16 protein-coding genes are annotated in these 18876 nt (G+C 62.5%); 9 read left to right on the top strand and 7 right to left on the bottom strand.

Features of this window, described 5'->3' with window-relative positions; genetic code table 11:
- Positions 1-50: 50 nt before the first annotated feature.
- Positions 51-728, bottom strand: a complete 678-nt coding sequence (locus AC3E6W_RS03290; RefSeq protein ID WP_049342795.1) for an MBL fold metallo-hydrolase — start codon at positions 726-728, stop codon at positions 51-53.
- Positions 729-890: 162 nt separating this feature from the next.
- Here AC3E6W_RS03290 and AC3E6W_RS03285 point away from each other — a divergent pair, with 162 nt between their 5' ends.
- Positions 891-1355, top strand: coding sequence for a Fur family transcriptional regulator (locus AC3E6W_RS03285; protein ID WP_049342794.1), 465 nt, complete (start codon positions 891-893; stop codon positions 1353-1355).
- A gap of 191 nt (positions 1356-1546) precedes the next feature.
- Here AC3E6W_RS03285 and AC3E6W_RS03280 read toward each other — a convergent pair whose 3' ends face one another.
- The 5 genes from AC3E6W_RS03280 to AC3E6W_RS03260 all read right to left on the bottom strand — a co-directional run bounded on the left by AC3E6W_RS03280 (position 1547) and on the right by AC3E6W_RS03260 (position 7088).
- A complete protein-coding gene (locus tag AC3E6W_RS03280; RefSeq protein WP_490646560.1) occupies positions 1547-2470 on the bottom strand; it encodes a metal ABC transporter permease in 924 nt (307 codons plus the stop codon).
- Positions 2467-3372 (bottom strand): metal ABC transporter ATP-binding protein, encoded by a 906-nt coding sequence (locus AC3E6W_RS03275; RefSeq protein WP_049333278.1) that lies wholly within the window; start codon positions 3370-3372, stop codon positions 2467-2469. The genes AC3E6W_RS03280 and AC3E6W_RS03275 overlap by 4 nt, the downstream gene beginning before the upstream one ends.
- Positions 3373-4374 carry a metal ABC transporter solute-binding protein, Zn/Mn family gene (locus tag AC3E6W_RS03270; protein ID WP_490652308.1) on the bottom strand — a complete coding sequence of 334 codons (1002 nt, stop codon included), beginning with the start codon at positions 4372-4374 and terminating at the stop codon, positions 3373-3375.
- Positions 4375-4647: 273 nt separating this feature from the next.
- Entirely contained in the window at positions 4648-5742 is a 1095-nt protein-coding gene (locus AC3E6W_RS03265; RefSeq protein WP_049333281.1) for a hemolysin family protein, read from the bottom strand.
- On the bottom strand, positions 5739-7088 hold the full coding sequence (locus AC3E6W_RS03260) for a hemolysin family protein (protein WP_490652307.1): 1350 nt from the start codon (positions 7086-7088) through the stop codon (positions 5739-5741). The genes AC3E6W_RS03265 and AC3E6W_RS03260 overlap by 4 nt, the downstream gene beginning before the upstream one ends.
- A gap of 530 nt (positions 7089-7618) precedes the next feature.
- Between AC3E6W_RS03260 and AC3E6W_RS03255 the strand changes: the two genes are divergently transcribed.
- The 8 genes from AC3E6W_RS03255 (at position 7619) to AC3E6W_RS03220 (ending at position 17395) form a co-directional block, all read left to right on the top strand.
- The gene (locus AC3E6W_RS03255) at positions 7619-11314 is read left to right on the top strand and encodes a multifunctional oxoglutarate decarboxylase/oxoglutarate dehydrogenase thiamine pyrophosphate-binding subunit/dihydrolipoyllysine-residue succinyltransferase subunit (protein ID WP_490652306.1); all 3696 of its coding nucleotides are present in this window, start codon (positions 7619-7621) and stop codon (positions 11312-11314) included.
- Between the two features lie 202 nt (positions 11315-11516).
- Entirely contained in the window at positions 11517-12116 is a 600-nt protein-coding gene (locus tag AC3E6W_RS03250) for a GDSL-type esterase/lipase family protein (protein WP_049333285.1), read from the top strand.
- A 213-nt stretch (positions 12117-12329) separates the two neighbouring features.
- Positions 12330-12404: a 50S ribosomal protein bL37 gene (locus AC3E6W_RS03245; RefSeq protein WP_095343185.1), complete on the top strand. Its 75-nt coding sequence runs from the start codon at positions 12330-12332 to the stop codon at positions 12402-12404.
- Positions 12405-12568: 164 nt separating this feature from the next.
- A complete protein-coding gene (locus AC3E6W_RS03240; RefSeq protein WP_049333287.1) occupies positions 12569-13246 on the top strand; it encodes a sigma-70 family RNA polymerase sigma factor in 678 nt (225 codons plus the stop codon).
- A 63-nt stretch (positions 13247-13309) separates the two neighbouring features.
- The gene (gene rsrA, locus AC3E6W_RS03235) at positions 13310-13600 is read left to right on the top strand and encodes a mycothiol system anti-sigma-R factor (protein WP_049344032.1); all 291 of its coding nucleotides are present in this window, start codon (positions 13310-13312) and stop codon (positions 13598-13600) included.
- Positions 13601-13802: 202 nt separating this feature from the next.
- The gene (gene aroA, locus AC3E6W_RS03230; RefSeq protein WP_070682393.1) at positions 13803-15287 is read left to right on the top strand and encodes a 3-phosphoshikimate 1-carboxyvinyltransferase; all 1485 of its coding nucleotides are present in this window, start codon (positions 13803-13805) and stop codon (positions 15285-15287) included.
- Positions 15287-16414: a ribosome small subunit-dependent GTPase A gene (gene rsgA / locus AC3E6W_RS03225; protein WP_049344028.1), complete on the top strand. Its 1128-nt coding sequence runs from the start codon at positions 15287-15289 to the stop codon at positions 16412-16414. Before aroA ends, rsgA begins: the two co-directional genes overlap by 1 nt.
- A gap of 39 nt (positions 16415-16453) precedes the next feature.
- Positions 16454-17395 (top strand): inositol monophosphatase family protein, encoded by a 942-nt coding sequence (locus tag AC3E6W_RS03220; RefSeq protein ID WP_490652305.1) that lies wholly within the window; start codon positions 16454-16456, stop codon positions 17393-17395.
- Between the two features lie 104 nt (positions 17396-17499).
- Here AC3E6W_RS03220 and AC3E6W_RS03215 read toward each other — a convergent pair whose 3' ends face one another.
- Positions 17500-18150: a hypothetical protein gene (locus tag AC3E6W_RS03215; RefSeq protein ID WP_490652304.1), complete on the bottom strand. Its 651-nt coding sequence runs from the start codon at positions 18148-18150 to the stop codon at positions 17500-17502.
- Positions 18151-18876 lie beyond the last annotated feature (726 nt).

Genomic DNA, 18876 nt, shown 5'->3' with positions numbered 1-18876 from the left:
CCCACGCGGTGAACGTGTGAGCGGCAGAACGGGTAGTACGGGGATGAGGGTTAGTCCTCAACCTCAATGCTCTCGCCGGGGTTCAGGTGCTTCAGCTCGGTACCGTACTTGCCACCGAAGTTCGTCACCAGACCCTCGATAATGCCGGTACCGTTGGCGTTAATCATGCCATTGTGAATCGGGACCACGCGCTGCGCGCCGGTTGCAATCACAAAATCAATGACTTCCTGAACCTTCGACCAGGGCGCGTGAATCGGTACCAGAACGGTCTGCGCCTTCACGCGGTGGGGCACAACGAGGGAGTCACCCGGGTGGTACAGGCTGTTGTTGAACAGGTAGCCGACGTTGCGGATTACGGGAATCAGCGGATGAATCAGAGCGTGCTGGCCGCCGAAGGTCTTCACATCGAAGCCGGGGATGGCGAACTCGGTGTCCGCCTCCACAACGGTCACCTCAGCCTCGGGAGAGGCTTCCAGAATGACCTTGGCGACATCGGGAACGGTCCAAATCTTCAGAGGGTTACCCTCTGCGATGCGCTGGGCAATAATCGGCAGTACCGAGGGGGCGTGAAAGTGGTCGGGGTGGGCGTGGGTAATGAACAGGTACTCCGCGCCCTGCAGGGCCTCGGCGTGCTCTCCCTCGGGGGAAAAATTACCGGGGTCAATCACCAGGACGTGTCCGTCGTTCTCGATGCGGACGCTGGAGTGGGTGTACTTCGTTAGCTTCATGTGTTTCAGTTTACTCTTGTGTCTCTCTCCTTATCCCAAAAAACTTCACTTTTTGAGACAAAGTGCAAATCAGAGGCTTTCTATGTGGCTTTAGTGTACAGTTCTTTACACAAGATCGACCGTGACTATTGGGGGCGGTTATCCGCTCCGAAAGGTTCATCAATGGACACTCACATTCCCGTTCGGAGAATTACGAAGCCCGCCGAAGCTCGCAACACACGTCAGCGCCGCATCATCAAGGCCACGATGGAAGAGCTCGGCGATTTTATTTCGGCACAGGATCTGCACCTCACTCTCGCAAACCGCAAGGAACAGGTCTCCCTCGCGACCACTTACCGCGTGCTGCAGTCGCTGGCCAACACCGGCGAACTGGACTCGGTCAAGGGCGTTGAGGGCGAAACCCTGTACCGCCACTGCCGGGCCAAGGAACACCACCACCACCTGCTCTGCCGCCGATGCGGCACCGCCATCGAGCTGGAGGCTCCCGATTTCGAGGATTGGGCACTGACCATGGGCAAGAAGTACGGCTTCTCGGAGCTCGAGCACGTGGTCGAGGTGACCGGCTACTGCCCCGATTGCACCCTGGCCCTGCGAGAAGAAGAAACGCAGAACGAATCGGCCCGCTAGGGTCGGCACACCGTCCTAGAGGTGGTTGGGATTCCGGCCAAATACCGACGAATCCCACCAATAGCACGACAACATATCAGCACGACACAGCACGACAACACACAGGGCGTTGAGAACCCAACCCCGTAGCACGACGTGAAAGAGCCCCCGCTCAACTCGAGCGGGGGCTCTTTCACGTCTGCGGACGTAAGCTAGTTCTTTGCCGCCAGATGACGGCCCGAGGCGCTGTGGCGGCGCTTCACGGAACCAATCACACGGCACACCAGGTAAATCAGGAAGGAAATGCTCGTCACGTACGGGCTAATCGGCAGTGAGCCGGCCAGCGCCAGCATAATGCCGCCCACGATGGAGGCCTCAGCGAAAAGCACTGAAAGCAGCAGCGTGCGCAGCGGAGAAGCCGTCACCTGCATCGCCGCCGCCGCCGGGGTAATCAGCAGGGCCAGCACCAGCAGCGAACCGACCACCTGCACCGACAGCGCCACCGCGATACCCAGCACAACCATGAAAACCAGCGAGAGGAAGCGCATCGGAACGCCCTTCGCCCGAGCCACATCCGGGTCGAGGGAGGCGAAGCTCAGGGGCCTCCACACAATAATCAGCAGGGCAATAATGACCACCGCACCAATAATCATGGTGTTCAGCTGGTCGGCATCCACGGACACGATCTGACCGGTGAGCAGGCCAAACTTATTCGCACTACGACCCTGATACAGCGAAAGGAACAGAATACCCAGCCCCAGGCCGAAGGGCATGAGCGCGCCAATCACCGAGTTCGACTCGCTCGCCTTGGACCCAATCATCGCAATCAGCAGGGCCGAGGCAATCGAGCCAACCATGGAGCCGGTGACCACGTCGTAGCCCAGAAGCAGAGCCAGGGCCGCTCCCGCGAAGGACATCTCAGAAATGCCGTGCACCGCGAAGGCGTGATCGCGCATCATCACGAAGATGCCGACGAAGCCACCGATGAGGCCCAGCACGGCACCCGCAAAAATGGAGTTCTGCAGCATATGCAACAGCTCGCCGTAACGGTCAAACACGAAGATGCGCGAGAGCAAATCACCCTGCGTGCTGGATGCAGCGGCGGCCAACGCGGGGAGGGAAGAGAGAATGGTCATCGAGCGGTTCCTCCCGGTAGGTGCAGGGTGCCGGACGCGCCTCCGGGCTGTGCCTCGACTCGCAGGTGGGCACCGTGGATATTCTGGTCGCCGCCTTCAATGTGGCAGTGATCGCTGGCGTGGGTCTCCCCCACCACCACGTAGCGGCCGTTGGACTTGAGCACACTCACCGGAGTTCCGTACAGGGAGGTGAGGGTCTCGCTCGTCATAACCTCTTCGACCGAACCAACCGTAAAGCGGCCGTTGGCCAGGTAGAGCACGCGATCCACGTGCTCGATAATCGGGTTGATCTCGTGCGTCACGAAAATTACCGAGACTCCGTGCTCGCGGTTGAACCGGTGAATCAGCTCCGCCACGGCGTACTGATGGTTTAGGTCTAGGGAGAGGAGCGCCTCATCGGCCAGCAGAATCTTTGGGTCGTTCGCGAGGGCCTGGGCAATGCGCAGGCGCTGCTGCTCACCGCCGGAGAGCAGACCCACCGGAACGTTGGCGTACTCGGTGGCGCCCACCGCTTCCAGCAGCTCGTCGACCTTGGCACGGTACTTGCGGCCGTGCAGGCGGATACCCCAGCGGTGCCCGTCCACGCCCAGGCCCACGAGGTCGCGAGCGCGCATCGGGGTGGAGGGATCGATTGCCTTCTGCTGGGGCACGTACCCGACACCGGGGTTGCCCAGGCGGGCGGGCTTGCCGAGCACCGAAATTTCGCCGGAGTTAAGACCGGTCAGTCCGAGGATGACCTTGAGGAAGGTTGATTTGCCGGAGCCGTTCGGGCCGAGCACCGCGAAGTACTCCCCGGCCCCAATATCGAGGGTGAGATTTTTCCAGAGGGTGCGGGCCCCGAAAGCGAGGCTACCCCCGCGAATCGAAATCGCGGGGGTGGCACCGTTATTGTTATCAGTCACTTAGGAGAGCGCCTTTTCGAGGTTGCTGACGTTGGTCTTCATCCATGCCAGGTAGTCGGTGTTCTCGGGCAGGGTTTCGGTGAAGGATACGTAGTTTACAGAAGCTTCCTTCGCGGTCTGCAGCACCTCGTTCGTCTGGGAGGTGGCGGTCTGCTCGTTGTAGGCCAGCAGCTGCACCTTCTTCTCGCTGATAAGGTCCTTGGTTTCCTTCAGCACGAGGGCGGGAACGTCGTTACCCGCCTCGACAGCCTCGGCAAACTCGCTGGGGGTTGCGTTCTCGGCGCCGGTGGAGGAGATCAGGTAGTCGGGTACGGGCTCGGTGGAGAGGTACTTCTTGCCCGCACCGGAGATGGCCTTTGCGGAGGCTTCGAGGCCGTCCAGCTCCTTGACGAAGTTGGCGGCGTTCGAGCGGTAGGCCTCAGCGTGCGCGGAGTCCAGGGTGGCGAGGTTCTCGGCAATCTGCTGGGCAACCTTCTTGACGGTTTCGAAGTCGTACCAGAGGTGCTCGTTGAACTCGTGGGCGTGGGCGTGGTCGCCGCCGTCCTCGTGGTGTTCGCCGCCGCGGTGGTCCTCGACCAGGTGGTCGTACTCTGCATCGGTGAGCTTGCCGCTGACCTTGACCGCGTTCACGACCTTCTGGGAGGCGTTATCCTTGCCGGCCAGGTCTTCAAGGAACAGATCGTAGCCCGCGCCGTTGATGACGATCAGGGATGCGTCCTTTGCCTTGAGGCGGTCGGCGCTGGTGGCTTCGTAGGAGTGGGGGTCGGTGCCGGTGGAGGAAATCAGCGCGCTGACCTCAACGTTGTCGCCACCGACCTGCTTAACGATATCGGCGTACACGTCGGTGGAGGCGAGCACCTTAACCTTGCCGTTCGAGTTAGCGGAGGCGCTCGAACCGGAGGAGCTGTTCTCGGTGGCGCAGCCGGTCAGAAAGAGGGAGGTCGCCGCGAGGGATCCCAGCGCGGTGAGGAAGTGCTTGCGGGTGATGGGGTGATGCGACATATCGTTCTCTTTCTGTTCGTCTGCTGATGTGTTTCTTCCGTTTCTTAACTACACCACGCGCATACCCGTATAAACAACTCTTTATTTGTTGTCCCGACCGGGCGAATACCCGCGTTCGATGTCCTTTGGAAGCATGCCTTATCGACGGTTCGGGTACGCAAATGCCCCGTGCTTCAGGGCAGTGGTCGCTGAAGCGCGGGCATCGTTTCTGCCGCAGACGGTCACCGGAGGGTAGGGTCCTCGAGTAGCCGAACCGAGGGGCCGGATGTCGCCTTAGTCGGCGTCCCGACCCGCAGCACGGGCACGCTGACGGCGAATACGTTCGCGCACCTCGTCCTGCGTGGTGTCGTTGATTTCGCCGACGAGCTCCTCGAGCACGTCCTCCAGGAAGACCACACCCAGGGTGCGGCCGTGGCTGTCCATGACCTGCGCGATGTGGGTTCGGGTGCGCTGCATCGAGGTCAACGCATCGTCGATATCCGTGGTCGGCGAGAGCGTATCCAGAGAGCGCAGCTTATACCAGGGGAAGGGCTCGTTGAATCGCTCCGGGGAGACGGCGAGCGCGTCCTTCACGTGCAGGTATCCCATGTAGGTTCCGTCGCTGTCGGTGATGACGAAGCGAGAGTAACCGCTGCGGGCCACGGCGTGCTCCAGCTCTGCGGGGGTGCTGCCGAAGGGCAGGGTGACGAGCTTGTCACCGGTCACCATGATGTCGGAGATTTCCTTCTCGGTGAACTCGAGGGCGCCCTCGATCACGCCGGCGTCATCCTCCACGGTACCTTCGGCGGTCGAGGTGGCCACGATGGTCTGCAGCTCGCCCAGGGTGAAGGTCGAGGCAACCTCGTCCTTAGCTTCGACCTTCATGAGGTGCAGCAGGCTGTTGGAGAGGTTATTGAGCAGAGCCACGATGGGTGCGAAGACCTTGGAGACACGCACCAGCGGCGGCACAACCCAGAGGGCCAGGCCTCGGGCGGCGAGGGTGACGGTTGCGTTCTTGGGCACCATTTCGCCGAAGATGACGTGCAGGTAGGTCACCAGGATGAGGGTGATGCCGAAGGCCAGCACGTCGACGACCGCGGTAGGCAGGCCAACCAGGTGCATGGGCATCTCCAGCAGGTGGTGTAGCGCAGGCTCTGAGACGTTCAGGATGAGCAGCGAGCAGATGGTGATGCCCAGCTGGCAGGTGGCGAGCATGAGCGAGACGTGTTCGAGGGCGTAGATGACGGTCTGCGCCCGTTTGTTGCCTTCCTCCGCGAGGGGCTCGACCTGTGCACGTCGGGTGGACATGATGGAGAACTCACCGGAGACGAAGAAGGCGTTTCCGGCGAGCAGCAGGACCAGCAGTGCGATGGCTACCCAGTCGTTCATGCGCGTACTCCCTTCTTCGGTGCGGTGTCCTCGTAAGCCGAGTTTTCTTCAGAGTCGGGGGTGAATCGGATGCGGTCAACGCGCCGGCCTTCGAGGGCGTCAACGCGCAGGGTGCCCCCGGTGACCGGGACGGTGTCGCCGATTTCGGGGATGCGGCCGAGTCGATCCATCATAAAGCCGCCGACCGTCTCGTACTCGGGGCTTTCCTCAACCTCGAGTCCGGGAATAAGGGCGTTGATTTCGTCGGGGCGGCGCAGGCCGGAGAAGACCCAGTCGCCGTTGCCGTAGCGCAGGGGGCGCTCGGTGCGTCCGCGGTCGTGTTCGTCGGAGACTTCGCCGACGATTTCTTCAACGAGGTCTTCAAGCGTTGCGATACCCGCGGTTCCGCCGTACTCGTCGAGGACTACGGCAAGCTGCAGGGCTCCCTGGCGCAGCTGGGTGAGCAGCGCGTCCAGGTGCAGGGTCTCGGGGACCTGCAGAACGTCTTCGGCGAGCGCGCCGGCCTCGAGGGTGCCGCGCACTTCGGGGGGAACGCCCACGGCCTTCTTGACGTGCAAAACACCCACAATGTTGTCGTGGTCGCCCTTGTAGAGCGGGAATCGGGAGTGGCCGGTGGAGCGTGCCAGCTCGATGATATCGCTGACGGGTGCGGTGTCTTCGAGCATGGAGACCTGGCCTCGCGGGGTCATGACCTCGGAGGCGGTCAGCTCGGAGAAGCGCAGGGTGCGGTCCAGGAAGCGGGCTACGGCTGAGTCGAGGGTACCTTCCTTAGCGGAGCGGCGCACCATCGAGGAGAGCTCGTCGGGGGTGCGGGCGGCGGAGAGTTCTTCTTTGGTTTCCATGCCGAAGCGGCCCAGAATCCAGTTTGCGGAGCCGTTCATGATGCGCACGAGCGGCGAAATAATGCGGGTGAAGTTCAGCTGGAAGGGGGCAAGGCGGCGGGCCACGTTGTAGGGGTCCGCGATGGCGAGCCCCTTGGGCAGCAGTTCGCCCATCACCATGGACAGCAGGGTCGCGATGAGCATCGCGAGGACGAGGGTAAGAACGTCGGTTAATCCGCTTGGTAGGCCCAGGCTACCGATGGTGCCCGTGGTGAGCGCCTTGATGGCGGCGTCGAGGGTGTAACCGGTAAGCAGGGTGGTGATAGTGATGCCGATCTGGCAGCTGGAGAGCTGCGTGGATAGGGTCTTGAGGCAGCGCAGGACGGCGTCTGCGGCCTTGTCGCCGGAGTCTTTGGCCTGCTGCACGGTGGCGGCTTCGAGGGCCACGAGAGAGAACTCGACGGCCACAAAGAATCCGGTTCCCAGAATGAGCAATAGCCCGATCAGCAGAAGAATCAGATCCACTCGGTCACCACCTCGGTTCGGAGCGATGCGCCGAGCACGGGTAGAGTAGCGGTCGGGTCGCGGAATAGTGCGGGTACTCCGCGCTGGTCTGTGTGTACGTTCGTACTCGAAGGGTCATCCATACCCCATATTCTAGCGAAGGTTCCGGGCCGCCTTGTTGCTCCGGGTCGGTTCCGTTCTGGGCGGAAGGCCTCGTGAGGGGCTTTATGGCGGCCCTTAGCTTATTTGAACCGTGTTGAGTGAAAAATTGCATTGTCTACATGCTGTTCTCAGGTGGAAACTTCACGGTGATTCTCTCTACACTTATACATAGGAGCATGAGTGTGCCGCCAAGCAAGCGGATGAACTCCGGAGTTCACGGCACGCTAGGCAGGTTTGTACGGTGCACACCCCGCACATACGGCCTCTACCGCAGGCGATGCGCACATGCTCAGCGTGATGATTCGCCCCTCGAAGACGCGGGTCGTCTATGCCGGGGTGAGTCCCGGACGCGACGGATAAATTCACACTAATTGGAAGAGGCGTTTAACGTGCCAAATCTGCCAGAACATCTGGTGCCTGAGGAATTTGCCGGTAACGAATGGTTCGTTGAAGAACAGTACGAGCGTTACCAGAAGGACAAGAACCTCGTGGACCCTTCATGGTGGCCCATTTTTGAGACCATCGATAAGGCGCTGGGAGGCGCCGGTACCGCGAGTACTCCGAGCCCCGCCGCAGCCGCACCGGCTGCTCCCGCAACTCCCGCCGCCGCTCCGGCGGCTCCTGCAGCCCCCACCGCTCCCGTGGCATCGAAGCCTACGAAAGCGCCTGCTACCCCCTCCCCCGCACCTGCTACTCCGAAAGCTAATACCGTGGAACCTGCTGAAGACAAGATTGTCCCCCTGCGTGGCCCTGCTAAGGCAGTCGTCACGACCATGGAAGAGTCGCTGACCGTCCCCACCGCTACGACTGTTCGCGCAGTCCCCGCTAAGCTTCTGATTGAGAACCGTAGCGCCATCAACAAGTACCTGGCCAGCACCCGCGGCGGCAAGGTTTCCTTCACCCACATTATTGGTTACGCGGTCATCCGCGCCGTTGCGGCTATGCCCTCCATGAACGTGACCTACAACGTGGATGAGAAGGGCAAGCCCGTTGCCGTCCACAACGCTCACGTGAACTTCGGTCTGGCAATTGATATCCCCCGCCCCGATGGTTCGCGTAACCTGGTGGTTCCGAACATTAAGGGTGCCGAGCAGCTGAGCTTCCGCGAGTTCTGGGACGCTTACAACGACATCGTCAAGCGCGGCCGTAACGGCGCGCTGACCATCGAGGATTTCCGCGGCACCACCGTGTCGCTGACCAACCCCGGCGGTATCGGTACCGTTCACTCGGTGCCCCGCCTGTCGAAGGGCCAGGCCGCCATTATTGGTGTGGGTGCTCTCGAGTACCCGGCTGAGTTCCGCGGTCTGTCCGAGAAGCTGATTACTCAGCAGGGCCTGTCGAAGATTATCACCCTGACCAGCACCTATGATCACCGCGTGATTCAGGGCGCCGGTTCCGGTGAGTTCCTGAAGCTGGTCGAGCACTACCTGCTCGGCGGCGATGACTTCTACGACGCTATCTTCCGCGACCTGCGCATCCCGTTCGAGCCGGTGCGCTGGGCCCGCGACAACCACATCGACGACGAGCACGAGATTTCGAAGGTCGCCCGTATTCAGCAGCTGATTCACGCGTACCGCGTGCACGGCCACCTGACCGCGGCAACCAACCCCGTCGGCTACAAGATGCGTTCGCATCCGGACCTGAAGCTGGAGCGCTACGGCCTGACCCTGTGGGATCTGGACCGCGTCTACCCGACCGGTGGCTTCGGCGGCGCCGAGCGTCTGCCGCTGCGCACCATCCTGGAGCGTCTGCACGAGGCATACTCGGGTTCCCTCGCGGTCGAGTACATGTACTCCGAAGACCCCGAGGTGCGCGCATGGTTCCAAGAGCGTCTGGAGCACGGTGCGACCAAGCCCAACCGCGAAGAGCAGCTGCGCGTGCTCTCGAAGCTGGTTGAGGCCGAGGCATTCGAGCACTTCCTGCAGACCAAGTACCTGGGTCAGAAGCGATTCTCCCTCGAGGGTGGCGAATCCCTGATTCCGCTGCTGGATGCCGTTCTTGACAAGGCAGCCAACAAGGATCTGAAGGGCGTTGCCATCGGTATGGCACACCGCGGTCGCCTGAACGTGCTGACCAACATCGCGGGCAAGTCCTACGCTCAGATCTTCCGTGAGTTCTCCGGAACCGCAGCTCCCTACGAGGGCGGTTCGGGTGACGTGAAGTACCACCTCGGCACCGAGGGCGTCTTCACCTCCGATTCCGGCAAGCAGACCCAGGTGTATGTGGCCGCTAACCCCTCGCACCTCGAAGCCGCTAACACCGTGCTCGAGGGTATTGTCCGCGCTAAGCAGGACGTCTACCGCGAGCAGGGCGTTGAGGGCCACCCGGTTCTGCCCATTCTGATTCACGGTGACGCAGCGTTTGCCGGCCAGGGCATCGTCATGGAGACCCTGCAGATGGCAGACCTGAAGGCTTACACCACCGGCGGCACCCTGCACATCGTGGTGAACAACCAGATCGGTTTCACCACCCTGCCCAACGACGGCCGTAGCGCAACCCACCCCACCGACATTGCGCGTATGACTAAGGCTCCGGTCTTCCACGTCAACGCTGATGACCCGGATGCCGTGGTCCGCGCCGCACGCCTGGCCTTCGAGTACCGCGAGCGCTTCGGCCGCGACGTTGTCGTCGATCTGATTTGCTACCGCCGCCGCGGTCACAACGAGGCCGACGACCCGTCGATGACCCAGCCGAAGATGTACCAGGACATCGACGCTCTGCCTTCGACCCGCACCCTGTACGCACAGGATCTGGTGGGCCGTGGCGATGTCTCCCAGGAGGAGGCAGACGAGGTTCTGGATTCCTACCACTCGAAGCTGGACGCTATCTTCGTTGAGACCCAGTCCTCGGCACCGGCTCCGACCGCTCCACACGTTTCCGGTCTGGAACTGCCGGCTGCTCAGCAGAACACCGAGGTGGTTCACGCCGGCAAGACCGCAATCTCCCTGGAGACTCTCCAGCGCATTGCCGATGCCTTCGGTAAGGCTCCCGAGGGCTTCACCGTCCACAAGAAGCTGAAGAAGCTCATGGACCAGCGCGTTGAGATGGGCCGTAGCGGTAACGTGAACTGGGGTATGGGCGAACTGCTCGCCTTCGGTTCGCTGCTGCTGGAGGGCACCGACGTTCGCATGAGCGGTCAGGATGTTCAGCGCGGTACCTTCGTTCAGCGTCACGCGGTCCTGCACGACCACCTGACCGACGAAGAATGGTCGCCGCTGCAGCATCTCTCCGAGAACCAGGGTAAGTTCCGTATCTACAACTCCTTCCTCTCGGAGTACGGCGTGCTCGGCTTTGAGTACGGCTACTCGGTGGAGCGCCCCGACTCGATGGTCGTGTGGGAGGCTCAGTTCGGTGACTTCGCCAACGGTGCCCAGACCATCATCGACGAGTTCGTCTCCTCCTCCGAGCAGAAGTGGGGCCAGCGCTCCTCGCTGGTTATGCTGCTGCCTCACGGCTACGAGGGCCAGGGTCCTGACCACTCTTCGGCACGCATCGAGCGTTACCTGCAGCTGTGCGCCGAGAACAACATGACCGTTGCGGTCCCCTCGACCCCGGCTTCGCACTTCCACCTGCTGCGCCGCCACGCTCAGCACCGTCCGTACAAGCCGCTGGTGGTTATCAGCCCCAAGCAGTTGCTGCGTCTGAAGGCCGCAGCATCCTCGATTGAGGACTTCACCGAGGGCTCGTTCCAGCCGGTGATTGGCGACCGTTCGGGCATTAACCCGGCTCAGGTGGAGCGCCTGGTCTTCGTGTCCGGTCGTCTCTACTACGATCTGGAGGCCGAGCGCGAGCGCCGCGGCGACACCAAGACCGCGATTGTCTCGGTGGAGCAGCTGTACCCGCTGCCCGAGAAGGAGGTCAAGGAACAGCTTGCCCTGTACTCCAACGCAACCGACCTTGTGTGGGCTCAGGACGAGCCGGCCAACCAGGGCCAGTGGCCGTTCATGGCGGTCAACCTGCTGCCGCTGCTCGACCGCCGCGTGCGTCTGGCTTCCCGCCCGGCCGCTGCTTCCCCGGCAGCCGGTACCGGTAAGCTGCACGCCGCCGAGAACGAGGCTCTGCTCAAGCAGGTCTTCGAAGGCTAAACGGTTGAAGTTCTAACCGTTCACAACCCGTCGCCCCGTCAGGTACGCCTGGTGGGGCGACGGGTTTTTGGTCTCGGATGCTTGTGGATAGGGGATTAAGTTCGAAAACCGGCCCGTAAGCGCTTATCCTAGATATAAAGACTATTACTCACGTGCCCCGCCGCCTCTCACGGCGGGTCCATCCTGCAGAAGAAAGAATTCCGTGGAGCAACGCAATATTCGAATTGTGGCAGTCGGCGATGACCTGCTCGCCGGTGTTGGCGATCCCCGTACCCTCGGCTGGTTCGGCCGCGTCATGGCACGCACCCCGCAGACCACCGCATCCATCGCGGCGTACAACCTGGCCGCACCCAATGAAGGCAGCGAACAGCTCAACGCTCGCTGGTTTGAGGAGGCCCGCCGCCGCTTTATTCCGGGCGCCGACAACCGCCTCGTCATCGCTCCGTCGACCTTCGACATCGATTTGGGTCTGACCAGCGCACGCTCCCGCTTGAACCTGGCTAACATTGTGGACATGGCCTCGCAGAACAACATCAAGGTTCTGGTCGTCGGTCCCCCTCCGACCCTGGATGCCGAGCGTAACCGCCGCATCGCCGATCTGTCGGCCGCATACGCCGATGTCGTGACCCGTCGCAACCACGTGTACGTGGACACCTTCAACCCGCTGCTGCACCACGAGCAGTGGCGCAACGACCTGGCAGCAAATGACGGTCGCCCCGGCCAGTCCGGTTACGGCCTCATGGCCTGGCTCGTGTTGCACCGCGGCTGGTACAACTGGCTGAACATCCCGGAGCACGGCTAATCCTTTGGAAGAGGAAGGCGAAGAAACTTCGTGTTTTTTCGCTCATATCTCGGTTCCAAGATGCAATCAGGCCGTTTCTATGAAAAAATAGACGGCGTTGCCCCTATAGCGTGGACCACCGATTTTCGGTGACCGCCTCTCACAGGGCAGTTAACGAGGAACGCGCACCGCGAAGGTGGGGCGTGTTTCCATGAACACTATAAGGAGGCTCTCATGAGCAAGCGCGGTCGTAAGCGCAAGGACCGTCGTAAGGGCGGCGCAAACCACGGTAAGCGCCCCAACGCATAAGGTATCTTGCATACACTTTAAAACCCCGGCGTATCGAATCTTCTATTCGAACCCGGGGTTTTGCTTTACCCCCCCCCATCACCCGGGTGCGGGGAATAAAGCCCCAAATCAGACGTTATGTTCTACGGTGACCGTATGGAGCGTTCCCGTAGAGAGGAGGAATCATGGCCGAGACCGCAGACACTCAGAGTGTCAGTGCCAAGGACACCCGCGAGCTACGTGAACGTTTTACCGCACAGGCCATGCAGTACGTGGACCAGCTCTACAGCGCGGCCCTACGCATGAGCCGCAACCCCGCCGACGCTGAAGATCTGGTGCAGGAGACCTATATGAAGGCCTTCGCGTCCTATCACCAGTTCACCGAGGGTACGAACCTGAAGGCGTGGTTATACCGCATCCTCACGAATACGTACATCAACCTGTACCGCAAGCGTCAGCGCGAACCGCAGCAGAGTCAGGGCGAAACCGTCGAGGACTGGCAGCTGGCCGCTGCCGGCGATCACGACGCCGTGGGTCTTCGTTCGGCGGAGGCCGAGGCGCTGAGCTCCCTGCCGGGCACCGAGGTGCGTGAGGCACTGAGCTCCCTCCCCGAGGATTTCCGCATGGTGGTGTACTACTCCGATGTCGAAGGCTTCGCCTACAAGGACATCGCCGAGATTATGGACATCCCGATAGGTACGGTCATGTCCCGTCTTCACCGAGGACGACGCATCCTGCGAGAAAAGCTACTCGACTACGCGAGGGAGAACGGTCTGCGCCCCTCCACGGTTGCCAAGGTTGAGGCGAAGGCCGCCGCCTCGGCAGCCAAGGCCGCGGCGAAAACCTCCCCCAAATCGGTTTAGCCCCCTCAAAAACGTTTGCCCCACTTGCTTCCCCCTGCACCTTCCGTGTGAAAGGAACCTCCGATGTCTGATACCCCGAATACCTCTGCTGCCCCTTCTGAAGACTGCGGCGGCGAACCCTGTTCCACGACCCTCAAGAAGCTCTACGAGTTCCTGGACGGCGAGCTGAGCAGCGAACAGGTGCGCACGATTCAGCGCCACCTCACCGCCTGCCCCGAGTGCACCGATGTCAAGAACTTTGAGCTGGCGCTCCGCGAGAAGATGCGTTCCTCCTGCGCGCAGAAAGCTCCCGCGGAGCTCAAGAGCCGTCTGCTGCAGGATGTGCGAGACTTCTGCGAGCAGGTGCACCGCTAGGCACTGAGTCTCCCCACTCTGCTTTTCAGCTTTTCTTATAGGGCCTGCCCGGCGCTCCCCTCGAGCACCGGGCGGGCCCGTCTCATCCGGGGGTTCCGGCGGGGTGCGCTAAACCTTCACCCGGTAGAATAGACCTAGACCGTCTACGGATTCCGCCGAGTGCGGGCTACCCTCCGTAGCATGCCGATTTGGAAGAGGATTTATGAGCGACGCATCAGTGCAGCTGTCCGCGGGTGATTGGCCCGCTCCCCCGGCCCCCGCTTCGGCCCTCGGTCGTCACGCGACGGTGCATATCCCCGGTTCGAAGTCGCTCACAAACCGATACCTGCTCCTGGCTGCTCTGGCCGATTCTCCCTCGTACCTACGCGCGCCTCTGCACTCCCGCGATTCTGCCCTCATGATTGAGGCGCTACGCCGCCTGGGTGCCGGGGTTGAGCTCATTCCCACCGATTCGCCCTTCGGCCCCGACCTGCGGGTTACCCCGTTGGATTTCTCCGCGTCAGCCGAGCCTTCCGGGGTTCGCGAGGCTCACCGCGTCAGTATTGACTGCGGTCTGGCCGGCACCGTGATGCGTTTCGTACCCGCCCTGGCGGCCCTGCTACCCGGTGAGTTCGCCTTTGACGGCGACCCTCACGCACGCCAGCGTCCCATGGGCCCCGTGCTGGAGGGTCTGCGCCAGCTGGGCGTGCGCGTGGACTGCGCCGAAGCGCCCGATGCTCTACCCTTCATTCTGCGTACCCCGGGCCTGGCCTCCGTGCCGGTGGACGAGGCTCCCGTCGTGCGCATCGACGCTTCTTCCTCTTCCCAGTTCGTCTCTGCGCTTCTGCTCATGGCTCCGCGCCTGCCGAAGGGGCTCGTACTCGTGCACGAGGGCTCCTCGGTTCCCTCGATTCCGCACATTCAGATGACGGTTGAGGCGCTCCGCGAACGTGGCGTGCGGGTGCAGGAGCACTACCCCGCCGAGGGTGGCGAGTACCGCTGGGTCGTTTTCCCCGATTCTTTCCCCGGCTTCGAGGTCACCGTGGAACCCGATTTGTCGAATGCCGGCCCGTTCCTGGCTGCTGCCGTGGCCACGGGCGCCTCTGTGAGCGTTCCCCACTGGCCCGCCCCCGCGGCTGATTCCTCGGCCGGTACCACGCAGGTCGGCGATATGTGGCGCGAGCTTCTGCCGACCCTGGGCGCGCGCGTCGAGTATCGCGACGGTGCTCTGACCGTGACCGGCCCGCGTTCCCTGCCGGAGGGGCAGCTCAGCTACGACCTGTCGGCCGGAGGCGAGCTCGCTCCGACCATGGCCGCCCTGTGCGCGCTGGCGCACGGCCCCGTCGAGCTGCACGGCATTGCGCATCTGCGCGGCCACGAGACGGACCGCCTGGCCGCCCTGGCCGCCGAAATTAACCGTCTGGGCGGCCGTGCCCGCGATACCGAGGACGGCCTCGTGATTGAGGCCCCCATCCCCGCTGAGGTCCACGCCGAGACCGTGGTGGCCCGCACCTACGACGACCACCGAATGGCTACCTTCGCGGCCATTGTCGGCCTTCGCCGCGGCAACACCGTCGTGCAGAACGTGGGGACCGTCGCGAAGACGATGCCCGAGTTCACCTCCATGTGGGAGGGCATGCTCGCGCAGTGGGCCGGTGAGGCCCCAGAAGCCCCGCAGAACGCACAAACCACCGAGGAGGTGCGCTAATGGGTTCCTCCCGAATGAATGTTCGTGACTTCTCCGAGTGGGATGAATCGGATGTGCACGTTCGCCCCAACAAGAAGGGCTCCCGCCCCCGCACCAAGGACCGCCCCACCTTCAAGGAGGCCATTCGCGGCCGCGTGATTACCGTGGACCGAGGCCGCTGGTCCGTGGTCGTGGACGAGGGCACCGAGAACGAACGTACCCTGATTGCCGCCCGCGCCAAGGAACTACGCCGCACCCCGATTGTGACCGGCGACTTCGTGGACGTGGTGGGAGATACCTCGGGGGCGAAGGATACCCTGGCGCGCATCGTGCGTCTGGGTGAACGCACCTCCGTGCTACGCAGAAGCGCCGACGACACCGACCCCTCGGAACGCGTGGTCGTGGCCAACGCCCAGCAGCTTGTCATTGTGGTCGCTGCGGCCAATCCCGAACCGCGTACCGGTTTCATCGACCGCGCCGTGGTGGCGGCGGTTGATGCCGGAATCGAGCCGATTCTGTGCATCACGAAGACCGATGTGCGTTACCCCCAGCATCTGCTGGACTATTACGCCGCCAGCGGCCTCAAGATTGTTCTCTCGGCCTCCTCGGACGGCCTGGCCCCCAGCCAGGACGGTGCCCAGGGCCTCGAGTCGGCTCCCGTGCAGGAGCTGTTGCAGGAACTGCTGGGCGAGGTATCGGTCCTGCTGGGCCACTCGGGCGTGGGTAAGTCCACGTTGGTGAACGCGCTGACCGGTTCGGATCGCGCAACCGGCCACGTGAACGCGGTGACTGGTCGAGGCCGACACACTTCCTCCTCGGCCCTGGCCCTGCGCCCCGTGGAGCGCGATGGCCGCCCGGTCCCTGCGGGTACCTGGATTATCGATACCCCGGGTATCCGCTCCTTCGGCCTGGCGCATGTGCCGCGTGAGACCGTGGTCGATGCTTTCGTCGACTTGGCCCCCGGTGCCGCCGACTGCCCGAAGGGATGCACCCACGCAGCGCAGGCCCCCGACTGCGGAATCGAAGCCTACGTGGCCGCCGGGAAGGCGGGCCCCAGCGGCCCCGAGCGTCTGGAGTCGCTACGCAAGCTCCTGCTGCTGACCCCCGAGGAGGGGGACTCCGAGAAGGAACTGGGCGCCCTCGCCTAGCCACACACCGATTACTACCGTGAGAAGAGCCAACCAACCATGAGCCGTACCCCGCTGTACACCGACGACCTGCGTCTCGCGCACATTTTGGCCGATAGCGTGGACCGGGTCAGCTCCGCCCGTTTCCGTGACCGTCCCGCATACTCCCCCGCGGAGGACGGCCCCGCTATCCCCGAAGAGGAGCAGAAGCCCGCTGAGTCCGCGCCCCTGGCGCCCTGGCAGCGTGCCGCGCAGCAGAGTACCGAGCCCGAACCGGTCGTGCCGGAGGCGCCCGCCGATTATGCGCTGGAGGTTGCTCTAGAAGTTGAGGAGTTGTTGCGGGCTCAGCTGTCGAGGGTCCGCACCCGCGACGGCATCGCCGGCGAACACGCGGGCCACAACGGCCAGGCGGCGCGCCAGTGGGTTATTGCGCCCCTCGCGGAGCTGGATAACTTCCGCCGCGGCGTTCCCGTGTGGGCCACGCTCATCGCTCTGCTGGACCAGGGTGAGCCTGTGGTGGGCGTGGTCTCCGCCCCGTCGCTGGGCCGTCGCTGGTGGGCCGCTCGCGGTTCGGGCGCATACACGGGCAAGTCGCTCGCGCAGGCGACCCGCCTTCAGGTTTCTGAGGTGACGCAGCTCGATCTTTTCTCCGTGGCGTACACGGATATCGCCTCGTGGGAGCAGGCTGGCTCCTCCGTCCCGAACCTCACCCCGCGCCTGCTACACCTGCTACGCTCCGCAAACCGTTCCCGCGCCTACGGGTCCTTCTGGTCGGCGTGCCTGCTCGCCGAGGGGGCCGTGGATACCGTGGTAGATCCGACCCTTTCCTTCTTCGAGGTGGCGGCTCTCCTCCCCATCATCCGTGAGGCTGGCGGCGTTGCCTCTACCCTCGAGGGCAACCTGCCCGAGCACGCCGGTGCGTCCGAGACGGTCTCGCTGGTGGCCAGTAATACCGCAGCGGTTCAGGAACAGGTCCTCCAAATCCTTAACACGGAGGGTTAGGCCTCCTTCTCCCGCCGGACTTATCTCGGCGGAGTAGCGCATACGGCGAAGGCGGCGGCACCCCAATACGGGGTGCCGCCGCCTTCCTGTGTTATATCGCGTTCTTAGAGAGCGACGAATAGAACGCCCACCAAGGCCAGAATGCTCAGGCCTGCAAGGACATAGGCGAAGATGTTGAAGGTGTTCATCTTCGAGGTGTACTTGGTGACGTGGCCGCTATTGACCTGCGCGGAGTAGATGGCCAGCCAGATAGCAATACCGGCAGGAATCAGGCCCGTCAGGAAAAGACCGACGACAGAAGTCGAGTCGTAGGCTAGCGAGCTGGAACGGTAGCCGCGGCTACTCATCTCGCTCATCTCGAGGGCACGCAGACCCACAACCATCCAGGCGTAGATGGCGAGCGCCAGGGTTCCCAGACCGGAGCAGAAGGCACCGATGGAGTAGTAGTAGCCGGGGCCGCGGAAATCGCTGGTGGCGTCGCCGTAGGGGCGGCGGTATTCTTCGGGGACGGTGTACTCGGCCGGGATACGACGGTAGGTATCGTCACGCTCGGGGTACGCGGCGGGTGCGATAGCCACTCCCGCGGGTGCGCCGGGCTGACCGTTCGGAGCGCCGTAGGCGGGCTGGAAGGAGGGAGCGGCGCCGGGTCCTCCAGGCTGAGCCTGCGAAGCGCTGTAGGGAGCGCTATTGTTCGATGCCGCGGCGAATCCGCCCTGGGTGCCGCCGGAAGCGGGGGTGGGGTTCTGGTTATCCATGGTGTGTCCTTGTTCGGGTGTCGCCGAGCTCCGGGGCGTGACGGTACGCTCCGAGAGCCCCCGGCAACGTGGGTATCCATTGGCTCTCTATCGTTCATCATACGGCTACGAAGGCTCAAGCGTCGCGGCGTCGGAACAATATCTACCCTTTGATACTACGTCATGAGCTCTCTCTACGTCTTCTTACGTGACGTTCTCGTTACGATACGGTCGCACATTCGCCCCGCAGCGGGTATAAAAAAGACCCGGCAGGTGACGCCGTGGGGCGTCCTGCCGGGTGGTAGAAAGCTACCGCGGTTCGTCCTCTTAGAAACTTCTAAGCGATGTTTTACACACTAGGTCCTTTAGGGGGTCCCTTAGGGAACTTTGAATCACTCTCAAGCGTCCTTCTGGCTGCAAAAGTGACCAAAAGACCTCCTAAAATTGCACTTAGAATTGATACTGGATTAAAGAACTCCCCGTCTCTGGCAAATGAGATAATCACCCAGAACACCGGAACAATAGTGAGAAAAAATCCTAGTGTAAATATATTCTTCGTACGCATTGGACCTCTCCCAGGTTAAAGAGTGAGAGCGCAGGACACTGCTGCAACAGCTAGCGCAGCGGCAATTACTGCCTCACACTGAGCATCAATCGATTGACTCTGGCGAGCTTTTGAGGTTCTGATGTGTCCGATTTTCATGGCTTTACTCCTCGATTGAGCGCATCACCAATCGAGGTTTCACC

Source organism: Rothia sp. SCPM-O-B-18226 (M350), from assembly GCF_058213595.1.
This window is presented reverse-complemented; position numbering and strand designations above follow the sequence as displayed.

Excerpts from the sequence above, each read along its gene's own strand:
- AC3E6W_RS03290 (WP_049342795.1), bottom strand. The coding sequence starts at position 728 with ATGAAGCTAACGAAGTACACCCACTCCAGCGTCCGCATCGAGAACGAC.
- AC3E6W_RS03285 (WP_049342794.1), top strand. The coding sequence starts at position 891 with ATGGACACTCACATTCCCGTTCGGAGAATTACGAAGCCCGCCGAAGCT.
- AC3E6W_RS03280 (WP_490646560.1), bottom strand. The coding sequence starts at position 2,470 with ATGACCATTCTCTCTTCCCTCCCCGCGTTGGCCGCCGCTGCATCCAGC.
- AC3E6W_RS03270 (WP_490652308.1), bottom strand. The coding sequence starts at position 4,374 with ATGTCGCATCACCCCATCACCCGCAAGCACTTCCTCACCGCGCTGGGA.
- AC3E6W_RS03265 (WP_049333281.1), bottom strand. The coding sequence starts at position 5,742 with ATGAACGACTGGGTAGCCATCGCACTGCTGGTCCTGCTGCTCGCCGGA.
- AC3E6W_RS03240 (WP_049333287.1), top strand. The coding sequence starts at position 12,569 with ATGGCCGAGACCGCAGACACTCAGAGTGTCAGTGCCAAGGACACCCGC.
- rsrA (WP_049344032.1), top strand. The coding sequence starts at position 13,310 with ATGTCTGATACCCCGAATACCTCTGCTGCCCCTTCTGAAGACTGCGGC.
- aroA (WP_070682393.1), top strand. The coding sequence starts at position 13,803 with ATGAGCGACGCATCAGTGCAGCTGTCCGCGGGTGATTGGCCCGCTCCC.
- rsgA (WP_049344028.1), top strand. The coding sequence starts at position 15,287 with ATGGGTTCCTCCCGAATGAATGTTCGTGACTTCTCCGAGTGGGATGAA.
- AC3E6W_RS03220 (WP_490652305.1), top strand. The coding sequence starts at position 16,454 with ATGAGCCGTACCCCGCTGTACACCGACGACCTGCGTCTCGCGCACATT.
- AC3E6W_RS03215 (WP_490652304.1), bottom strand. The coding sequence starts at position 18,150 with ATGGATAACCAGAACCCCACCCCCGCTTCCGGCGGCACCCAGGGCGGA.